Here is a 19,379-nt window from a genome sequence, read left to right as displayed (position 1 = left end):
TCAAAACATAGGAGTATCAGAAATGGGATTCAACCAACTGATTAAGTCTGTTGCAGTCGCCGTCGCCGGCACCTTCGTGTTCAGCGGCGCAGTGCATGCGGCAGAAATCACCGGCGCCGGCGCGTCCTTCCCGTACCCGATCTACGCCAAGTGGGCCGAGCTGTACAAGGCAGCCACCGGCAACAGCCTGAACTACCAGTCGATCGGCTCGGGCGGCGGCATCAAGCAGATCAAGGCCAAGACCGTCGATTTCGGCGCATCGGATGCTCCCCTGAAGCAGGAAGAACTGGCTGAAGCCGGCCTGACCCAATTCCCGGCCGTGGTCGGCGGCGTGGTGCCGGTCATCAATCTGGACGGCATCACCCCGGGCCAGGTCAAGCTGTCGGGCCAGGTGCTGGGCGACATCTACGCCGGCAAGATCACCAAGTGGAACGCCGCTGAAATCGCCGCCCTGAACCCGGGCGTGAAGCTGCCGGCCGAAGACATCACCGTGGTCTACCGTTCCGACGCATCGGGCACTTCGTACGTGTTCACCTCCTACCTGTCCAAGGCCAACGCCGACTTCAAGAGCAAGATCGGCGCCGGCACCGCGGTGAAGTGGCCGACCGGCGTGGGCGGCAAGGGTAACGAAGGCGTCGCCGCCAACGTGCAGAAGGTCAAGGGCGCGATCGGCTACGTCGAATACGCCTACGTGAAGAAGAACAAGCTGAACTTCACCCAACTGAAGAACAAGGACGGCGCTTTCGTGTCGCCTGACGACGAATCCTTCAAGGCCGCTACCGCCGCCGGCGACTGGGCCAAGACCCCGGGCTTCGCCGTCGACTTCACCGACGCGGCCGGCAAGGCTTCGTGGCCGATCTCCAGCGCCACCTTCATCCTGCTGCACAAGGAGCAGGCTGGCGACGGCGCCAAGGGCAAGGAAGTCCTGAAGTTCTTCGACTGGGCCTACAAGAACGGCGCCAAGGCTGCTGCGGATCTGGACTACGTTCCGCTGCCGGGTTCGGTCACCAAGCTGGTGGAAGATTCCTGGAAAGCCAACCTGAAGGACAGCTCCGGCAAGGCGATCTGGTAATTGCGGATATCGCTTAGTCAAGCAAGCCTTGCAGGGGAGCCGTAGGGCCTCCCGGCAAGGCTGACAAGAAAGCTTCCTTCCACGAAGGATACGGGCCAGCGCAGCGAAAACGAGCAACTCTGGGCAGCAGAGCATTCGCAGCGATGGCCCGTTTTAATGGTGAATTCAAAATGAGCGCAAATTACTCCGCCACGGCTATGTCGAATTCCGAAGTAAAACAATCCGCGACAGATACTGAAAGTGCGCAAGCCGCGCACGAGAGGCTGTTGGCAGTCATGCGCAGGCAACGGCTGCAAGATTTCCTGTTCCACAAGGTGACGCTCATCTTCGCACTGACCGTGCTGCTGATGCTGGGCGGCATCATCGTTTCCCTGTTCATCGGCGCCTGGCCCGCCTTCAAGGAGTTCGGCCCGGGCTTCATCACGCGCGTCGAATGGGACCCGACCAATGACCAGTACGGCGCCATGATCGCCATCGTCGGCACGCTGTCGACTTCGATCATCGCGCTCCTGATCGCTTTCCCGGTGAGCTTCGGCATCGCCCTGTTCCTCACCGAAATCTGCCCCGCCAAGCTGCGCCGCCCGCTGGGCACCGCGGTCGAGCTGCTGGCCGGCGTGCCGTCGATCATCTACGGCATGTGGGGCCTGTTCGTGTTCGCGCCGCTGTTCTCGGAATACGGCCAGCCCTTCCTGAAGGCGACGCTGGGCCAGATTCCCGGCATCGGCGTGCTGTTCTCCGGCCCCACCATGGGCATCGGCATCCTGACCGCTGGCCTGATCCTGTCGGTGATGATCATCCCCTTCATCTCCTCGGTCATGCGCGACGTGTTCGAAGTGGTGCCGGCCGTGCTCAAGGAATCGGCCTACGGCCTGGGCTGCACCCGCTGGGAAGTGGTGCGCAAGGTGGTGCTGCCGTACACCAAGACCGGCGTGGTCGGCGGCGTGATGCTGGGCCTGGGCCGCGCGCTGGGCGAGACGATGGCGGTCACCTTCGTGATCGGCAACTCGCACCGCCTGTCGTGGTCGCTGTTCTCGGCCGGCAATTCGATCGCCTCCACCCTGGCCAACGAAATCGCCGAAGCGTCGAGCAAGCTGCACGTCTCCTCGCTGTTCGCGCTGGGCCTGATCCTGTTCGTCATCACATTCATCGTCCTGTCCGCCGCCAAGATCATGCTGATGGGCATGGCCCGCAAGGAAGGTGCCAAATGAGCCAAACCAACCAAATCTCCGCTGCCGGCAACCTGGAAAAGCCGGCCTCGATGAACCCGGTGTACCGCCGCCGCCTGTTCCAGCACCGCATCGGCATGCTGTTCTCGTTCCTGGCGATGGGCCTGGGCCTGTTCGTGCTGGCCTGGATCCTGCTGACGCTGGTGTTCAAGGGCGTGGCCGCGCTGAACCTCGGCCTGCTGACCGAAAACACCCCCGGCCCCGGCGGCGAGGGCGGCGGCTTGCTCAATCCCATCGTCGGCAGCCTGCTGATGGTCGGCATCAGCACCCTGATCAGCACGCCGATCGGCATCCTGGCCGGCATCTACCTGGCCGAGTATGGCGAGGAAAGCAAGCTGGCCCAGATCACCCGCTTCGTCACCGACATCATGCTGTCGGCGCCGTCGATCGTGATCGGCCTGTTCATCTACGCGATCTACGTCGCCAACGTCGGCCACTTCTCCGGCTGGGCCGGCACCTTCGCCATCTCGCTGATCGCCATTCCGGTGGTGGTGCGCACTACCGACAACATGCTCAAGCTGGTGCCCAACGGCTTGCGCGAAGCCGCCTTCGCACTGGGCGCGCCGCGCTGGAAGGTCGCCATGATCGTGCGCCTGCGCGCGGTGAAGGCCGGCGTCGTGACCGGCGTGCTGCTGGCGGTGGCCCGCATCTCGGGCGAGACCGCGCCGCTGCTGTTCACCGCGCTGAACAACCAGTTCTTCAGCACCAACATGAACCGTCCGATCGCCAACCTTCCGGTGGTGATCAACCAGTTCGCGATGAGCCCGTACGACAACTGGGTTTCGCTGGCCTGGGGCGGGGCGCTGCTGATCACCTTCAGCGTGCTGCTGCTCAACGTGCTGTCCCGCACCCTGTTCAAGCAACAAATCCCCGGCTAATTTTTTAAGTGACCGAAATGACTACTGCTCACATGGCAAACTCTGCTTCGACCGCATCCGCCAACGCCGCTGCGGCCAGGAAGGCCACGCTCGAAATTTCGCAACTGAATTTCTATTACGGCGGATTCCAGGGCCTGAAGAACATCAACCTGAACATCTACGAAGGCAAGGTCACCGCGTTCATCGGCCCCTCGGGCTGCGGCAAGTCGACCCTGCTGCGTACCTTCAACCGCATGTACGACCTGTATCCCGGCCAGCGCGCCGAGGGCAAGATCGTGTATGCCGGCAAGAACATCCTCGAACCGGGCCAGGACCTGAACATGCTGCGCGCCAAGGTCGGCATGGTGTTCCAGAAGCCGACCCCGTTCCCGATGTCGGTCTACGACAACATCGCCTTCGGCATCCGCCTGTACGAGAACCTGCCCAAGGGCGAAATGGACGAGCGCGTCGAATGGGCGCTGAACAAGGCGGCGCTGTGGGGCGAAGTCAAGGACAAGCTGCACAAGAGCGGCCTGTCGCTCTCCGGCGGCCAGCAGCAGCGCCTGTGCATCGCGCGCGGCGTGGCGGTCAAGCCCGAAGTGCTGCTGCTGGACGAGCCGACCTCGGCGCTGGACCCGATTTCGACCGCCAAGGTGGAAGAACTGATCGGCGAGCTGAAGAACGACTACACCATCGCCATCGTCACCCACAACATGCAGCAGGCCGCGCGCTGCTCGGATTACACCGCCTACATGTACCTGGGCGAGCTGGTGGAGTTCGGCGAGACGGACCAGATCTTCATGAACCCGGTGCGCAAGGAAACCCAGGACTACATTACAGGCCGTTTCGGCTGATGCAAGCTACTGCGCATCCCGAACCCTGCGGTTCTTCCGCAGATGCCGGGATCGTCCGCGATGCTTGCGCCGTACCCCGATACGTAGCCAGGGCACTTATTTTTCAAGTATTCATTTTTAGGGACGTCACATGACAGGCGATCACTCCTCCAAGCAATACGACAGCGATCTGGAAGCTATCCGTTCCAAGGTGCTCGCCATGGGCGGGCTGGTTGAGCATCAGTTCCAGGATGCGATCTCGGCTTTCCGTACCGGCAATCTTGAAGTGGCCAAGCGCGTGATGAAGGACGACGAGGCGGTGAACCGCCTGGAAGTCGAACTGGACGACGCCTGCAGCCACCTGATCGTGCGCCGCCAGCCGACCGCCAACGACCTGCGCACCGTGATGGCGACCATCAAGATCATCACCGACCTCGAGCGCGTGGGCGACGAGGCGACCAAGATCGCGCGTACCGCGATCCACCTGCACAAGCGCGGCATCGGCCTGATCAGCCACTACGAGACGGTCAGCCTGATCGCCGAGCAGGCCGGCGACATCCTGCGCAGCGCGCTGGATGCCTTCGCCCGCCTGGACGACAAGCAGGCGCTGGAACTGATCAAGCAGGACGCCAGCATCGACCACGGCTTCCGCGGCATCACCCGCAGCCTGATCACTTTCATGATGGAAGACCCGCGCACCATCTCCGGTTCCATCGACACCCTGTGGGTGGCCAAGGCCATCGAACGTATCGGCGACCATGCCAAGAACATCGCCGAATACGTGGTGTACGTGGTGGGCGGCGTCGATATCCGCCATACCGATGTCGGCGCGGCCAGGGTGGCTGAAGAAGAGGAAGCCGCCGACTGAGGAAGGCGGCATCGGTCCCGCGCGGAGAAAACGGCAGCCGGTCCCGGCCAAGCCGGCCCGCGCGGAGATGCGCAGTGCGGTGGAGACCCGCCAACTTGAAAAGACGTTGATCCAATGACCACTATCCTGATCGTCGAAGACGAACCGTCGATTGCCGAGCTGATTGCCTTCACGCTCAAGGAGGCCGGCTGGTCCAGCTTTGTCGTGTCCAATGCCGCCGCGGCCTGGGACTTCGTCCAGCACCGCGCGCCGCAACTGGTTTTGCTGGACTGGATGCTGCCCGACCGCAGCGGCCTGCACCTGCTCTCGCGCATCCGCGCCGACCGCCAGTTGCAGCAGTTGTCGGTCATCATGCTTACCGCCAAGAGCATGGAAGAGGACAAGATCGCCGGCCTCGACAATGGCGCCGACGATTACATCACCAAGCCGTTTTCCCCACGCGAGCTGACCGCCCGCATCAAGGCGCTGCTGCGCCGCAAGAGCCCCGAACATGCGCAGGAAGCCATGTCGGCCGGCCCCATCACGCTCGATCCGGCCAGCTGCTCGGTGACCTTGTCGGGCGGCAAGATCGACATCGGCCATGCCGAGTACAAGCTCCTCAAGTTCTTCCTCGCCCATCCGGACCGGGTGTTCTCGCGCAGCCAGTTGCTGGACAGGGTGTGGGGCGACCATGTGGTGATCGAAGAGCGGACGGTGGATGTCCATGTGCTGCGCTTGCGCAAGGCCTTGCGCGAAGCGGAATACCTGATCAAGACCGTGCGCAGCGTCGGTTACATGCTGTCGGCAAAATAGAGCGAGAATAGGGCATTATTACAACAACCCGGCCCGGATAATAAGCGCGCAGCGCCCCACGCCTTCCTTTTTCGATACAAATGAGTCCACAACTGCTGTTCTGGATTCCCGCCGTCCTGCGCCTGGTGTTGTGCCTGGCCGGAGCGGGAGTCGTCGGTTTCTTCTTCGGCCCCATCGCCGGCCTGACCGTCGCCGTGCTGGGCGTGGGCGCGATGATGGTGACCCACCTGCATTACCTGTTCCGCCTGTCCAGCTGGCTGGACGAGTCGGGCCAGACGCGCCTGCCGGACGGCTGGGGCGCGTGGACCGACGTCTATGCCCGCCTGTACCGCATGCGCCGCGACGACGAAAAGAACCAGAGCGAACTGGCCGAGTGGCTGGCGCGTTTCCGCCAGGCCATGAGCCTGTTGCCCGATGGCGTGGTGATCATGGACGATGTGCTGTTCCTGGAATGGTGCAATCCGGCCGCGCAGCGGCACCTGGGGCTGCAACTGGAGCGCGACAAGGGCATGCGCGTGACCAACCTGATCCGCAATCCCGCCTTCATCGACTACATCATCCTGGGCCGCTACGAGCAGCCGCTGACGCTGGAGCTGCAGGAGCGCAAGCTGATCGTGCAGATCATCCCCTTCGAGAACCGCCGCCAGATCCTGGTGACCCATGACGTCACCGAGTCCGAGCGCATCGACATGATGCGGCGCGACTTCGTCGCCAATGCCTCGCATGAACTGCGCACGCCGCTGACGGTCATCAACGGCTTCCTCGAAATCGCCCTGGCCCAGCCCAAGCTCGATCCCGAGACCCGCACCGCGCACCTGAAGCTGATGACCGAGCAGGGGCAGCGCATGCAAAACCTGATCGACGACATGCTGACGCTGACCCGGCTGGAGTCGATCGACTATCCGCTGCGTTCGGAAGTGGTGCGGGTGCAGCCGCTGCTCGAAGGCATCGCCGAAGAGGCGCGCGCGCTGTCGGCCGGCAAGCATGAGATCACGCTGGAGGTGAACGGCCCGGACCTCAAGGGCAACGTCGACGAACTGCGCAGCGCCTTCACCAACCTGGTGACCAATGCCGTGCGCTACACCCCGCCGGCGGGACGCATCATGCTGCGCTGGGAGAGCGACGAGAAGGGCGCGCATTTCTCGGTACAGGACACCGGCATCGGCATCAGCCCCGAGCATATTTCGCGCCTGACCGAGCGCTTCTATCGCGTCGACAAGAGCCGCTCGCGCGAAACCCAGGGCACCGGCCTGGGGCTGGCGATCGTGCGCCATGTCCTGTTGCGCCACCGTGCGGCGCTGGATATCCAGTCGGTGCCGGACCGGGGCAGCACTTTCACCGCGAATTTCCCGGCCAGCCAGACGATTGGGGATTTTGTCCAGGCCAAATGAAAAGCTGCAGAAAAGGATGCCAAGGCATCCTTTTTTTATGCCCGGATGGCCGGATACGGAAGGATTGCCGTATCGCGGCCAGCTTCCTGAAATGCGAGTCTGTTTGCTTTCCGGAAATGGTTTTTAGGTAGAAATACGAATATTCGCAAGTCGTCCTGGTTGGACATAATATTAGTTGTGCCGACGGTGGTTTCGTAAGGGGAGACGAGATTGGCCGCCAATGGCAAGACGATCGGAACGACGTTTCCGGTCCGCCATCGCTGCGCGGCAACAATATCGAACCGCCGGCAGGTTTCCTCTCCCCCAATCAAAAGTCAATTATTCCGCACAAGAGGAAACATGAGCTACTTCGCCAACATGAAGATAGGCAAGCGCCTGGCCCTGGGCTTCGCCGTCATCCTGATTGCCGCCTGTGTGGTGGTGGCGCTTTCCATCTGGCGCTTGCATGGCATCGCCGCCGCCACCGCTGCCATGATGGAGCAGCCGCTGACCAAGGAGCGGCTGGTGTCGGACTGGTACCGCACCATCCACACCAGCGTGCGCCGCACCACGGCGATCGCCAAGAGCAGCGATCCCAGCCTGGCGGCCTTTTTCGCCGAGGATGCGGCTGCCGCCACGAAGCTGTCGACCACCCAGCAAAAGGCGATCGAGGCCTTGCTGAGTTCGGAGGCGGAGAAAGCCGTGTTCGACAAGCTCTCGGCGGTGCGCAAGGACTACATCAAATATCGCGACGCCATCTCCAAGGCCAAGGCCGATGGCCAGGCCGACGAGGTGACGAAGATCCTGACCGGCCCTTACGATGCGGCGGCCAAGGGCTACCTCGACCTGTTGCAGCAATTGCTGGATGTGCAGCGCAGCGGGATCGACCAGATCGCCAGGGACATCCAGGGGATCTACGAACAGAGCCGCAACCTGATGCTGGCGTTGGGCGTCTTGCTGTTCGTGCTGGGCTGGCTGTTCGCCTGGCGCCTGGCGCTGGGCATCACCCGCCCGCTGGAGCGGGCGGTCGATGTGGCCGAGACCGTGGCGGCCGGCGACCTGACCATGCAAGTGGATGCCCGGATGGCCGCGCGCGGCGATGAGACCGGCAAGCTGCTGCATGCCCTGCAGGCCATGACCGGCAACCTGGCGCGTATCGTCGGCCAGGTGCGCAGCGGCACCGATGCCATTTCCACCGCCTCGCGCGAAATCGCCAGCGGCAACCTCGACCTGTCGGCGCGCACCGAACGCCAGGCGGGCTCGCTGGAAGAAACCGCCTCGGCGATGGAAGAGCTGACCTCCACCGTGCACCAGAACGCCGACAACGCGCGCCAGGCCAACCAGCTGGCGGCCTCGGCCTCGGAGGTGGCGCAGCAGGGCGGGGAAGTGGTGTCGCAGGTGGTCTCGACCATGGGTTCGATCAACGAGTCTTCGCGCAAGATCGTCGACATCATCGGCGTGATCGACGGCATCGCCTTCCAGACCAATATCCTGGCCTTGAACGCGGCGGTGGAAGCGGCCCGCGCCGGGGAGCAGGGCCGCGGCTTCGCGGTGGTGGCCTCGGAAGTGCGTTCGCTGGCGCAGCGTTCGGCGGCCGCCGCCAAGGAGATCAAGGGCCTGATCGACGACTCCGTGGCCAAGGTCGGCATCGGCAGCCAGCTGGTGGGCAAGGCCGGCAGCACGATGGATGAGGTGGTTTCCAGCGTGCGCCACGTGGCCGACATCGTCGGCGAGATCACTGCCGCCAGCGGCGAGCAAAGCGATGGCATCAGCCAGGTCAACCAGGCCATCACAGAGATGGACCAGGCCACGCAGCAGAACGCCGCCCTGGTCGAACAGGCCGCCGCCGCAGCCGAAGCGATGCAGGAGCAGGCGGTGCGCCTGTCCGAAGTCGTCAGCCAGTTCAAGCTGGCCGCGGGGCATGAGCCGCACGCTCCGCTTGCAGCGCGCCCGCCGCGCGACATTACGCCCGGGCGCCCGGTCCTGGAGCAGTGAGCGGCGCGCTTCGGCTCTTCATTCCTGCAAACGAAAATGAAAAACCCGCCTGATGAGGCGGGTTTTTCATGTTGCGGACTGCACCAACCGCAGGAAACCGGTCAGTAGGTCGCGCGGCCGCCCGACAGGTCAAACACCGACGCGGTGGTGAAGGAGTTTTCTTCCGACACCAGCCAGGCCACCATCGCGGCCAGCTCTTCCACCTTCAGGAAACGCGCGCGCGGGATCTTCGACAGCATGTAGTCGATGTGCGCCTGGGTGCATTGCTCCAGGATGCGGGTTTGCGCGGCGGCCGGGGTGATGGCGTTGACGGCGATGTTCTTGGTCGCGGTTTCCTTGCCCAGGCTCTTGGTCAGGGCGATCAGGCCGGCCTTGGCGGCGCTGTAGGCGGAGGCGGTCGGATTGCCTTCCTTGCCGGCGATCGAGGCGATGTTGACGATGCGGCCGTAGTTCTGGGCCACCATACGCTGGACCACCGCCTGGTTGACGTAGAACGCGCCATTCAGGTCGATCTGGACCACGCGGTTCCATTCTTCCGGCGGATAATCGGCCACCAGGCTGTTGGGACCGGCGATGCCGGCGCTATGCACCAGGATGTCGATCGACTGGGTGACCTTCTCGGTGGCTTCCATGGCGCGCTGCACATCGGCCTGGTTGCCGATGTCGACCTTGACGGTCTCGACATTGCCCAGCGCTTCCAGCTTGGCGCGCGCGTCGGCCAGCGCCTTCTCGTCCATGTCCCACAGTACGACCTTGGCCTTGCCTTGCAGCAGGCGTTCCGCCACTGCGTAGCCGAAGCCCTGGGCGCCGCCGGTGATGATGGCGCTGCGGCCCTGGAAGTCGTAATGATTCATTGTCTTCTCCTTCTCGTGATCTGGTCTGGGGTCGGCGCGCAAGCCGGCCGGCCGGCGCGCATCGTTCTTATTCTGGGGAGTTGCCGGCGCGGCGCCGGCAGGCGCTTGAATTGAATTAAGCGTCGATGGTCTTCTGCTGCTGCTCGCCCAGGCCGTCGATGCCCAGGCGCATGGTCTGGCCGGCGCGCAAGAACACCGCTTGCGGCTTGACGCCCATGCCCACGCCCGGCGGCGTGCCGGTGGAGATGACGTCGCCCGGCTGCAGGCTCATGAACTTGGACAGGTAGGCCACGATGTGCGCCACGCCGAAGATCATGGTGCTGGTGTTGCCGTTCTGGTAGCGCTTGCCGTCCACTTCCAGCCACATGCCCAGCTTCTGCGGATCGGGGACTTCGTCGCGGGTGACCAGCCACGGGCCGATCGGGCCGAAGGTGTCGCAACCCTTGCCCTTGTCCCAGGTGCCGCCGCGCTCGATCTGGTATTCGCGCTCGGAGACGTCGTTGACCACGCAATAGCCGGCCACGTGCGACAGCGCATCCTTCTCGTCGATATAGGCGCCGCCCTTGCCGATGACCACGCCCAGTTCAACTTCCCAGTCGGTCTTCTTGGAGCCGCGCGGGATCTTGACGTTGTCGTTGGGGCCGATCACGGCCGAGGTCCACTTGTTGAACACCACCGGCTCGGCCGGGATCGGCAGGTTGGATTCGGCGGCGTGGTCGGCGTAGTTCAGGCCGATGCAGATGAATTTGCCGATATTGCCGACACAGGCGCCGATGCGCGGATTGCCGTCCACCACGGGCAGGCTGTTGATGTCGAGCGCGCGGATCTTGGCCAGCGACGCGTCATCCAGGGCAGCGCCGTTGACGTCCTTGATGTGGGCCGACAGGTCGCGGATCTTTCCGGCTTGGTCCAGGATGCCGGGCTTTTCTTGCCCAACCGGGCCGTAGCGGAGTAATTTCATCTTGTTTCCTTTGGAAAATGAGTTGTCTCAAATCGGCGCCAGCAGTGTGCCGCCCGGGTCTGGGCAGGCATCGCGGGCCTTGTCGTTCTACGAAGTGGATAATACCAGTTTATTGGTAAGACCAATATGCTAAATGGGATAAGTTTCGGTTATCGGGTGATCGGCATGTCTGGAAAAATAGTCTTTGTGCAATATACCGATGCGCGGCCGGCCGCTGCAATGCCTCTTCACGGCGCCTGAATACTCGGTAGAATCCCTGCCGGATCAATGGAGTCTAGCGAAATATGCCAAGGAAGCCTGCCAAACAATCTGTAGCAGACATGGATGCCGCCCCCGGCGGCGCGGCGGCGGTCGATCGCGCCATTTCCATTCTCGCGGCCTTCAGCGTCGGTTCGGAGCCGATGGCCTTGGTCCAAATCGCCGAAGCGACCGGCATGTACAAGAGCACGGTACTGCGCCTGCTGGCTTCCCTGGAGCATGGCCGGCTGGTCCGGAAACTAGCCGACGGGCGCTATTCGCTCGGGCCCGAGGTGGCGCGTCTTTATTCCGCCTATTCGCATTCCTTCGCGCTTTCCGATGTGGTGCTGCCGGCGATGTCCCGCCTGGTCGAGATTACCCGGGAAAGCGCTTCATTCCATGTGCGGCAGGGGAACCAGCGGTTATGCCTCTACCGCGTCGACTCTCCCCAGCCAATCCGGGATCACATCCGCGCCGGCGACGTGCTGCCCCTGGAGCGGGGAAGCGGCGGCCGCGTTTTGCTGGCGTTCGGCGGCGAGCCGGGCGAGATCTACGACCGGATCCGCAAAGAGAAAATGATGTCGTCGGTGGGGGACCGCTCCGAGGGAGTCGCGGGCATTTCCTGCCCCGTATTCGACGCATCGGGGCGAGTGGCGGGGGCCATTACGCTGACCATGCCATCGATCCGGTACCAGGAAGGCCATAAATCCGCAGTCCGTAACGCGGCCATCGAGATGACCCGGGGCCTTGGCGGCTCTCCCGGCCTGTACGCTGAATAGCGGCGGGCAACCATTCCTTTCCGGCCGGGGTTCTCCGGCCGATTGACGTCCTGAAGCCACACCGCGGCAAACTGGCGAACGACCGTTTTTTGCTGCTGCGCACCTGCGCTTTCTTTTCCTGATTTCCCTTCTACCGTCCTCAAATCCTGACTGCCGTCCGGCATTTTTATGCTGCTTTGCGGCATGAATACTGCCTTGAAATGGATTGACATCGCTTTTCCTCGCTCCCATAATCATTCTTAAAACAGAACGATGTTCTGTCTAATAGAACATAAATGAAGGGACGAGCGAGAGATGGGCAATATCCTGATAAGCGAAGTAGGCCCGCGCGATGGCTTGCAATCGGTATCGCGCGTCATGCCCACCCAGTCCAAGCTGCAGTGGATTCGCGCTTTGGCGGAAGCGGGCCTGACGGAGATCGAAGTAGGCTCCTTCGTGCCCGCGAAGCTTCTGCCGCAAATGGCCGATATCGGTGAAGTTGTCGCCGGCGCGCTGGCAATTCCCGGCTTGCGCGTGGCGGTCCTGGCGCCCAACCTGAAAGGCGCGGAGAAGGCATTTGCCGCCGGCGTGCACAAAGTCACATTGCCGGTTTCCGTGAGCGAGCCCCATTCCCTGGCGAATATCCGTAAGACGCATGCGCAAATCATCGAGGAGGTGCGCGCGGTGATGGCGTTGCGCAATGCCCAATATCCGGATATCCAGGTCGAAGCGGGAATGTCGACCGCGTTCGGTTGCACGATCCAGGGCACGGTGCCGGAAGACGATGTGATCCGTTTGTGCGAGGTGATGGCCGAGTGCGGCGTCGACGAGATCGGCCTCTCCGATACCGCCGGCTATGCCAATCCGGCGCAAGTCCGCCGCCTGTTCCCGCGCTTGCAAAGCGCCGTGGGTTCGAAGGCCGGCGGCGCGCATTTCCACAACACGCTGGGATTGGGTCTTGCGAACGTGGTCGCGGCGCTGGAAGTCGGGGTCGCTACCTTCGATGCCAGCCAGGGCGGGATCGGGGGATGTCCTTACGCGCCAGGCGCAAGCGGCAACATTGTCACGGAGGATCTGGTGTTCCTGCTGGAGGCTATGGGCATCAAGACCGGCATCGACATCGCAAGGCTGGTCGCCGCACGCGCAATCTTGCTTGGCGGCCTGCCGGGCGAAGAGTTGTATGGGTTCGTTTCGAACGTAGGTCTTCCCAAGGGATTTGAATATGGAGCGGTGCCGGCATGAGCGATGAAAAAAATACCAACCTGCCGTTGCAGGGCGTGCGCGTAATCGAGTTCGTGCATATGGTGATGGGGCCGACTTGCGGCCTGGTGTTGGCCGATCTGGGCGCCGAGGTCATCAAGATCGAACCGGAGTCTGGCGATAACACGCGCCGCCTGATGGGTTCCGGCGCCGGTTACTGGGTCACCTATAACCGCAACAAGAAGAGCGTCGCGGTGGATCTGAAGTCGGAAAGCGGCCTGGCGCTGGTCAAGAAGCTGATCGCATCGGCCGATGTGGTCACCGAAAACTTCCGTCCCGGGGCGATGGAGAAGATCGGCCTGGACTATGAATCGCTGAAGGCGGTGAAGCCGGACCTGATTTACTGCTCCATGAAAGGCTTCCTGCCCGGTCCCTACGAAAACCGGGCCGCGCTGGACGAGGTGGTGCAGATGATGTCCGGCCTGGCCTACATGACAGGCCCGGAAGGGCGGCCGCTGCGCGCCGGCGCATCGGTGAACGACGTGATGGGCGGCATGTTCGCCGCCATCGGCATCCTCTCGGCCATCATCGAGCGCGGCCGCACCGGCAAGGGCCAATTGATCCGTTCCGGGCTGTATGAGAACTCGGTTTTCCTGGTCGGGCAGCACATGGCGCAGGAGCGCATCACCGGGAAGGCGGTGGCGCCGATGCCCAATCGCGTTTCCGCCTGGGCCGTCTACGATGTCTTCACCGCAAAAGACGATGAGCAAGTGTTCATCGGCGTTGTCAGCGATACCCAATGGCAGCAGTTCTGCGAAGGGTTCGGCCTGGCCGACCTCGCCAACGACAGCAGCCTGGCCCTGAACAACCAGCGCGTCAAGGCCCGCGACCGGTTCATGCCATACCTGCGCGAGAAGTTCGCGACGATGAGCAAGGCCGAATTGATGGCGCTGTGCGAAAAGACGGGATTGCCGTTCGCGCCCATCAAGAAGCCGGTGGAGCTGTTCGACGATGAGCATCTCCTGAATTCGGGCGGCTTGACGCCGGTGACCATCCAGAACGGCCAGAAGATCGATATCCCGGCGCTGCCGCTGGAAATGGGGGGCCGGCGTTTCGGAACCCGCCTGGACGTGCCGGACATCGGTAGCCATACAGACGAACTGGCCGAGCAGGCCGGTGTGGCCTACACCGGCAATCACGGACTGGCCGGCGTCCGCTGAACCGCTGAGCGCCTTGGCGCATTAGCCTTCGGCCCAGTCCTTTCTCACGAACGAATGATGAAAAAAATGGAGACAATTCATGGAAAACAAACCGCTCGGCAACGCCGTTGAGCTGCGGGAGGTCGCCGTCAGGTTTGGCGATTTCACCGCCGTCAAAGAGGTGAACCTCGAGGTCAAGGATGGTGAATTCGTGGCGGTGGTCGGTCCCACCGGCTGCGGCAAGTCGACCATCCTGAATCTGGTGACCGGCCTGCTCCCCGCGGCAGCCGGCACCGTCAACATATTCGGCAAGAAACTGTCCGGGCTGAACGATGTCGCCGGCTACATGCTCCAGCAGGAAGCGCTGCTGCCGTGGAAGACGGCCTTGGACAACGTCGGCCTGGGGCTGGTGTTCCAGGGGCTTTCGGTGGAGGAGGCGCGCAAGCGCGCGGCGCCCTGGCTGGCCAAGGTGGGCCTGAAGGGCTTCGAGCACCGCTACATCCACCAGTTGTCCGGCGGCCAGCGCAAGCGCGTGGCCATGGCGCAGACATTGATCATGTCGCCGAAAATCGTCCTGATGGACGAACCGTTCTCCGCGCTGGATGTGCATACCCGCCGCCTGATGCATCGCATCCTCCTCAATCTCTGGCAGGAAGACAAGCGTTCGCTGATTTTCATCACGCACGACCTGGAGGAGGCCATCGCCCTGGCCGACCGGGTGGTGGTGATGTCGGCCGGACCCGGCTCGCGCGTGGTGGGCGAGGTGAAGATCACCCTGCCGCGTCCCCGCGACGTCAGCGAGCTGGCCACGACCAACGAATACCTGAAGCTGTACCGCGAGCTATGGGCCCTGCTGGGCGCGGAAGTCGAGAAGAGCTACGGGAACCAAGAGATCAGCATCGAAAAAACAGAATCCAGGGAGGTGCAACATGCGGCGTAAATCCAAAATCAAGGCGACCCAGCTCGTGCTGCTGGTGGGCGTGCTTTCATTGTGGGAGTTCGGCTCCCGCTCGGGCTGGATCGACCCGTTCTTCTTCCCCGCGCCGAGCGCCATCCTCGGCCGTCTGGCCGAGTGGTTCTCGTCGGCAGACATCTGGCTCGACCTGGGCGTGACGCTCCTCGAAACGGTCCTGTCTTTCGTGTTCGGCATCACGGGGGGCATCGTTCTGGGGATCTGGCTGGGCCTGGCGCCGTTCGCGCGCGCCGTCCTGAACCCGTTCATCAAGGTGTTCAACGCGATCCCGCGCGTGCTCCTGGCGCCCATTTATGTCCTGTGGTTCGGCCTCGGCCTGACCTCGAAGGTCGCCCTGGGTCTGACGCTGGTGTTTTTCGTCGCTTTCTTCAACACCCTGCAGGGGGTACGCGAAGTCAATCCGGTGGTGCTGGCCAATGCCCGTCTGCTCAAGGCAAGCCAGGCGGCATTGCTGCGCCATGTCTACTTGCCGTCGGCCACCAGCTGGATTCTGTCCAGCCTGCGTGTGTCGGTTGGCCTGGCGGTGCTGGGCGCGGTGGTCGCCGAATACCTCGGCTCGTCGATGGGACTGGGGCATATGATCGCCCAGGCCGAAGGCGTCATGGATGCCACTGGCGTGTTCGCCGGCCTGGTGCTGCTGTCCGCCTTCGTCGTGGCGCTCGATGCCCTGGTGGACAAGATGGAAAAACGCCTGCTGGTATGGCGCCCGAACCAAGACCATGAAGAAGCCGAACTGTCGGCACGCTGATGCCGATTCCAACGAGTGAGGAGAGAGACATGCTGAAGAACCTGAAGAAACTGGCCATCGCCGTATCTGCATTCGCCCTGGCCGCTGCCGCCCTGGCCGCGGCGCCGGAAAAGCCCGAACTGAAGATCGCGGTCGGTTCCTCGATCCTGGGTTACGCGCCGGCGCCATTGACGAGCACCCTCGGCTTCTTCAAGAAAGAGGGGCTGGACGTCACCCTGGAGAACTTCCAGGCCGGCGGCAGCAAGGCCTTGCAGGCGCTGATCGGCGGCTCCGTCGACATGGTCGTGGGCTCCTATGACCATACGATCCAAATGCAGGCCAAGGGCAAGGAAATCGTAGGCGTCTTCCTGCTGAACGAAGTGCCCGGCATCGTGTTCAATGTGCGCAGCGATCTGGCCGACAAGATCAAGTCGCCGAAGGACCTGAAGGGGATGCGTATCGGCATCACGACGCCGGGTTCCTCGACCGATATGATTGCGCGCTACTACGTGACGCGGGCAGGCCTGTCCGAGCGCGACGTCAAATTCATCGGGGTGGGTTCGGGCGCTCCCGGTATGGTGGCCTTCGAAGCCAAGAACGTCGACGTGCTGCTGGCCTATGACCCGGTCGTGACGCAGCTGTCCCGCAAGAAGCTCGCCGTGCAACTGTTCGATGCCCGTACTGTGGAAGGTTCGAAGGCGGCATTCGGCGGCGCTTATCCGTTTGCCTGCGTGTACGTGACCCGTGCCTTCCTCGACAAGAATCCGGAAACTGTCCAGCGCGTGGCGAACGCATTCCTGCGTACCGTGCGCTGGATCGACGCCAATACGCCGAGCAAGATCGTGGAAACCTTGCCGGGCAACTTCAAGATTGGCGACCCCGGCCTCAATGAGGAAATCTGGGCGTCCTCCAAGGCCATGTTCTCGAAGACCGGCGTGTTCCCGGAAGATGCCGTGAAGACCCCGTTGTCCGTGCTGAGCCAGTATGATCCCGCGGTTGCCGCGGCCAAGGTGGACTTGAAGAAGACCTATACCAATCGCTTCGCCGAGGCGGCCGCCCAGCAGGTCAAGTAAGTGTAGCAAGTGCGGTAAGTGGGCGGCGCCAGCCGCTGCCCGTTCCCTTTGACATTGTTATCCGTCGGGTTTGCCATGATGTATCTTGATACGCCCCCGCGTGTAATCGCAAGCCGTGTCCACACTTCCATGCCTGAAGAGTTCCGCAGGCGCGGCATTTCGCCGGCGTGGGCGAAGGCCAACAAGGGCGGGCATCCGGTCGACTGCTTCATCGAGGGGCCGTCTTTCGACAAGGATGGCAACCTCTACATCGTCGACATTCCATACGGCCGCATTTTCAGGATTTCCCCTGAGCGCAAGTGGACCCAGGTTGCCGAATACGACGGCCAGCCGAACGGGCTGAAGTTCCATCCCGACGGCCGTATCCTGATTGCTGACTACGCCAACGGCCTGATGGAGCTCGACCCCGGGAGCGGCAATGTCACTTGTGTCCTGCCTGGCCGAAACGGCGAATCGTTCAAAGGCATCAATGACCTGAACATCGCTTCCAACGGCGATATCTATTTCACGGACCAAGGGCAGACCGGCCTGCAGGACCAGAGCGGCAGGGTGTATCGGCTCAAAGCCAACGGCGAGCTGCACTGCCTGCTCGACACCGGCATCTCGCCCAATGGGCTGACCCTGGACAAGACCGGGTCGGTCCTGTTCGTTGCGATGACGCGCGATAACGCTGTCTGGCGCATGCCGCTGACGTCGCAAGGCGGAACCGCCAAGGTCGGCCGTTTCTGCTCCATGTTCGGCACCAGCGGCCCCGACGGCGTGGCGCTGGACAATGACGGCAATATCGCTGTCGCGCATGCTTCGCTGGGGCAGGTCTTCCTCTTCGCGCCGAACGGCGAACTGATTGCCCGCGTGCGCTCGGCCGCGGGTCCTACCTGTACCAACGTCGCCTATGGCGGGCCGGGTGGAAAGCAACTGTTCATCACCGAATCGTCGACCGGCAGCGTATTGGTCGCGGATATGGACGTTCCCGGATTCCCCCAGCCCCGCCTCTGAGCCGGGGTAACCTTCCGCTTGGTGCGTCGCCTTGGCGACGCACCGCATTTCATCTCCCGATTGCAGTATCTCCAACAGCACCAGGTCGGCGCCGGCGGCATAGGCATGGCCGCGCTCGATGGCTTCGTCCAGGCCGAGCGGGATGCGGGCGTCGCTGCGGCGGATCGGGACCATTGCCGGCACCGGCAGGGCGGTCGAGAAGCATTGCGTGCTTCTGCGGATCCATCCGCATGGTTTTGATAAAAATGATCATTTCAATGATTGTTTCGATCTAATAATTTATTTCCCACCCCTTGATTCATCAAATATTTCGGTATATTGTGATCGAAATAATCGAAAAATTAAGAATGAAAAAGATTTTTATGAGTTATTTGATCGAAATAATCGTTTTGATGTAATCGATCAGTTTTATAAAACAAGCCGGATCGAACCGGTCATTACAGGAATATTGGAGATCAGGATATGTCTATCGCTTTCAAGGGTATCGTCCCTGCACTCATCACCCCGATGACCCAGGATGAGGAGATCGACGAAGCCGGCCTGCGCACGCTGGTCGATCGCTTGATCGATGCGGGTGTGCATGGCTTGTTCGTGCTGGGCACGAACGGCGAATTCATCTCGCTCTCTGAACAGGAAAAGCTGCGCATCGCCCGCATTGCCGTCGAGCAGTCGCGCGGCCGTGTGCCGGTGATCGCCGGCACCGGCGCTTACGCCACGCGCGAAGTGGTCGAGCTGAACAAGAAGATGCAGGACCAGGGCGTCGATGCCGTCTCCGTCATCACGCCGTATTTCAATGGCGCCACCCAGCCTGAACTGTTCAAGCACTATGAGCGCATCGCGCAGTCGACCTCGCTGCCGGTGATGCTGTACACGATCCCGGCCAAGACCGGCGTCACGCTCAATATCGATACCGTGCGCCGCCTGTCGGAAATTCCGAATATCCGCGGCATCAAGGACAGCGGCGGCGATTTCGACCGTTTGCTGCAATTGATCAATCTGCGCCGCGACGATTTCGCCGTCTTCACCGGCACCGACTCCATGATCCTGTGGACGCTGATGGCCGGCGGCGACGGCGCGGTGGCGGCGACCACCAATGCCGTGCCCAGCGTGGTGATGTCGATCTGGAACAACTTCCAGAAGGGCGACATCGCCGCCGCCCGCAAGGCACAGGAGGCGCTGCGCCCGTTGCGCGACGCCTTCGCGCTCGGCACGCTGCCGGTGGTGCTCAAGACCGCCGCCGCAATCCTGGGCATGCCTGCCGGTCCGGCCCGCTCGCCGGTGCTGCCGCTGGACGATGCCGCGCGCGAACGCCTGCTCAAGGCGCTGGCCGCCTATCCGCGCGTGTCCTGATATGCAACGCGCTTTCTCTATCACCGCAACCGATCCCG

18 protein-coding genes are annotated in these 19,379 nt (G+C 62.6%); 16 read left to right on the top strand and 2 right to left on the bottom strand.

The window, feature by feature from the left end; all coding sequences use genetic code 11:
• The first annotated feature begins 22 nt into the window (after positions 1-22).
• From pstS to J7548_RS18350, 8 genes are all read left to right on the top strand, one after another.
• Positions 23-1,072 (top strand): phosphate ABC transporter substrate-binding protein PstS, encoded by a 1,050-nt coding sequence (gene pstS / locus J7548_RS18385; protein ID WP_290977454.1) that lies wholly within the window; start codon positions 23-25, stop codon positions 1,070-1,072.
• A 197-nt stretch (positions 1,073-1,269) separates the two neighbouring features.
• Entirely contained in the window at positions 1,270-2,280 is a 1,011-nt protein-coding gene (gene pstC, locus J7548_RS18380) for a phosphate ABC transporter permease subunit PstC (RefSeq protein WP_290977570.1), read from the top strand.
• Positions 2,277-3,176: a phosphate ABC transporter permease PstA gene (gene pstA / locus J7548_RS18375; RefSeq protein WP_290977452.1), complete on the top strand. Its 900-nt coding sequence runs from the start codon at positions 2,277-2,279 to the stop codon at positions 3,174-3,176. Before pstC ends, pstA begins: the two co-directional genes overlap by 4 nt.
• Before the next feature lie 32 nt (positions 3,177-3,208).
• The gene (gene pstB, locus J7548_RS18370; protein ID WP_290977450.1) at positions 3,209-4,009 is read left to right on the top strand and encodes a phosphate ABC transporter ATP-binding protein PstB; all 801 of its coding nucleotides are present in this window, start codon (positions 3,209-3,211) and stop codon (positions 4,007-4,009) included.
• Between the two features lie 130 nt (positions 4,010-4,139).
• On the top strand, positions 4,140-4,856 hold the full coding sequence (gene phoU, locus J7548_RS18365; protein ID WP_290977448.1) for a phosphate signaling complex protein PhoU: 717 nt from the start codon (positions 4,140-4,142) through the stop codon (positions 4,854-4,856).
• A 114-nt stretch (positions 4,857-4,970) separates the two neighbouring features.
• Positions 4,971-5,648 carry a response regulator gene (locus J7548_RS18360; RefSeq protein WP_290977446.1) on the top strand — a complete coding sequence of 226 codons (678 nt, stop codon included), beginning with the start codon at positions 4,971-4,973 and terminating at the stop codon, positions 5,646-5,648.
• An 80-nt stretch (positions 5,649-5,728) separates the two neighbouring features.
• On the top strand, positions 5,729-7,039 hold the full coding sequence (phoR, locus tag J7548_RS18355) for a phosphate regulon sensor histidine kinase PhoR (protein ID WP_290977444.1): 1,311 nt from the start codon (positions 5,729-5,731) through the stop codon (positions 7,037-7,039).
• Between the two features lie 339 nt (positions 7,040-7,378).
• The gene (locus tag J7548_RS18350; RefSeq protein ID WP_290977442.1) at positions 7,379-9,013 is read left to right on the top strand and encodes a methyl-accepting chemotaxis protein; all 1,635 of its coding nucleotides are present in this window, start codon (positions 7,379-7,381) and stop codon (positions 9,011-9,013) included.
• 101 nt (positions 9,014-9,114) lie between these two features.
• On the opposite strand, the gene J7548_RS18345 is transcribed toward J7548_RS18350, so the two are convergent.
• Together J7548_RS18345 and J7548_RS18340 are read right to left on the bottom strand one after the other, a co-directional pair.
• A complete protein-coding gene (locus J7548_RS18345) occupies positions 9,115-9,867 on the bottom strand; it encodes an SDR family NAD(P)-dependent oxidoreductase (RefSeq protein ID WP_290977440.1) in 753 nt (250 codons plus the stop codon).
• A 115-nt stretch (positions 9,868-9,982) separates the two neighbouring features.
• The gene (locus J7548_RS18340; protein ID WP_290977438.1) at positions 9,983-10,828 is read right to left on the bottom strand and encodes an ureidoglycolate lyase; all 846 of its coding nucleotides are present in this window, start codon (positions 10,826-10,828) and stop codon (positions 9,983-9,985) included.
• A 284-nt stretch (positions 10,829-11,112) separates the two neighbouring features.
• Here J7548_RS18340 and J7548_RS18335 point away from each other — a divergent pair, with 284 nt between their 5' ends.
• From J7548_RS18335 to dapA, 8 genes are all read left to right on the top strand, one after another.
• Entirely contained in the window at positions 11,113-11,844 is a 732-nt protein-coding gene (locus J7548_RS18335; protein WP_290977436.1) for an IclR family transcriptional regulator, read from the top strand.
• A 294-nt stretch (positions 11,845-12,138) separates the two neighbouring features.
• Entirely contained in the window at positions 12,139-13,065 is a 927-nt protein-coding gene (locus J7548_RS18330) for a hydroxymethylglutaryl-CoA lyase (RefSeq protein WP_290977434.1), read from the top strand.
• Positions 13,062-14,243 (top strand): CaiB/BaiF CoA-transferase family protein, encoded by a 1,182-nt coding sequence (locus J7548_RS18325; protein ID WP_290977432.1) that lies wholly within the window; start codon positions 13,062-13,064, stop codon positions 14,241-14,243. The genes J7548_RS18330 and J7548_RS18325 overlap by 4 nt, the downstream gene beginning before the upstream one ends.
• A 79-nt stretch (positions 14,244-14,322) precedes the next feature.
• A complete protein-coding gene (locus tag J7548_RS18320) occupies positions 14,323-15,162 on the top strand; it encodes an ABC transporter ATP-binding protein (RefSeq protein ID WP_290977430.1) in 840 nt (279 codons plus the stop codon).
• Complete coding sequence (locus J7548_RS18315) at positions 15,152-15,943, top strand: ABC transporter permease (protein WP_290977428.1); 792 nt, start codon at positions 15,152-15,154, stop codon at positions 15,941-15,943. The genes J7548_RS18320 and J7548_RS18315 overlap by 11 nt, the downstream gene beginning before the upstream one ends.
• Before the next feature lie 29 nt (positions 15,944-15,972).
• On the top strand, positions 15,973-16,995 hold the full coding sequence (locus J7548_RS18310; protein ID WP_290977426.1) for an ABC transporter substrate-binding protein: 1,023 nt from the start codon (positions 15,973-15,975) through the stop codon (positions 16,993-16,995).
• A 129-nt stretch (positions 16,996-17,124) separates the two neighbouring features.
• Positions 17,125-17,991: an SMP-30/gluconolactonase/LRE family protein gene (locus tag J7548_RS18305; RefSeq protein ID WP_290977424.1), complete on the top strand. Its 867-nt coding sequence runs from the start codon at positions 17,125-17,127 to the stop codon at positions 17,989-17,991.
• Positions 17,992-18,453: 462 nt separating this feature from the next.
• The gene (gene dapA / locus J7548_RS18300; RefSeq protein ID WP_290977422.1) at positions 18,454-19,341 is read left to right on the top strand and encodes a 4-hydroxy-tetrahydrodipicolinate synthase; all 888 of its coding nucleotides are present in this window, start codon (positions 18,454-18,456) and stop codon (positions 19,339-19,341) included.
• The last annotated feature ends 38 nt before the right edge of the window (positions 19,342-19,379 follow it).

Origin of the sequence: Herbaspirillum sp. (genome assembly GCF_017744395.1) — a bacterium.
Lineage (GTDB): Bacteria > Pseudomonadota > Gammaproteobacteria > Burkholderiales > Burkholderiaceae_D > Herbaspirillum.
This window is presented reverse-complemented; position numbering and strand designations above follow the sequence as displayed.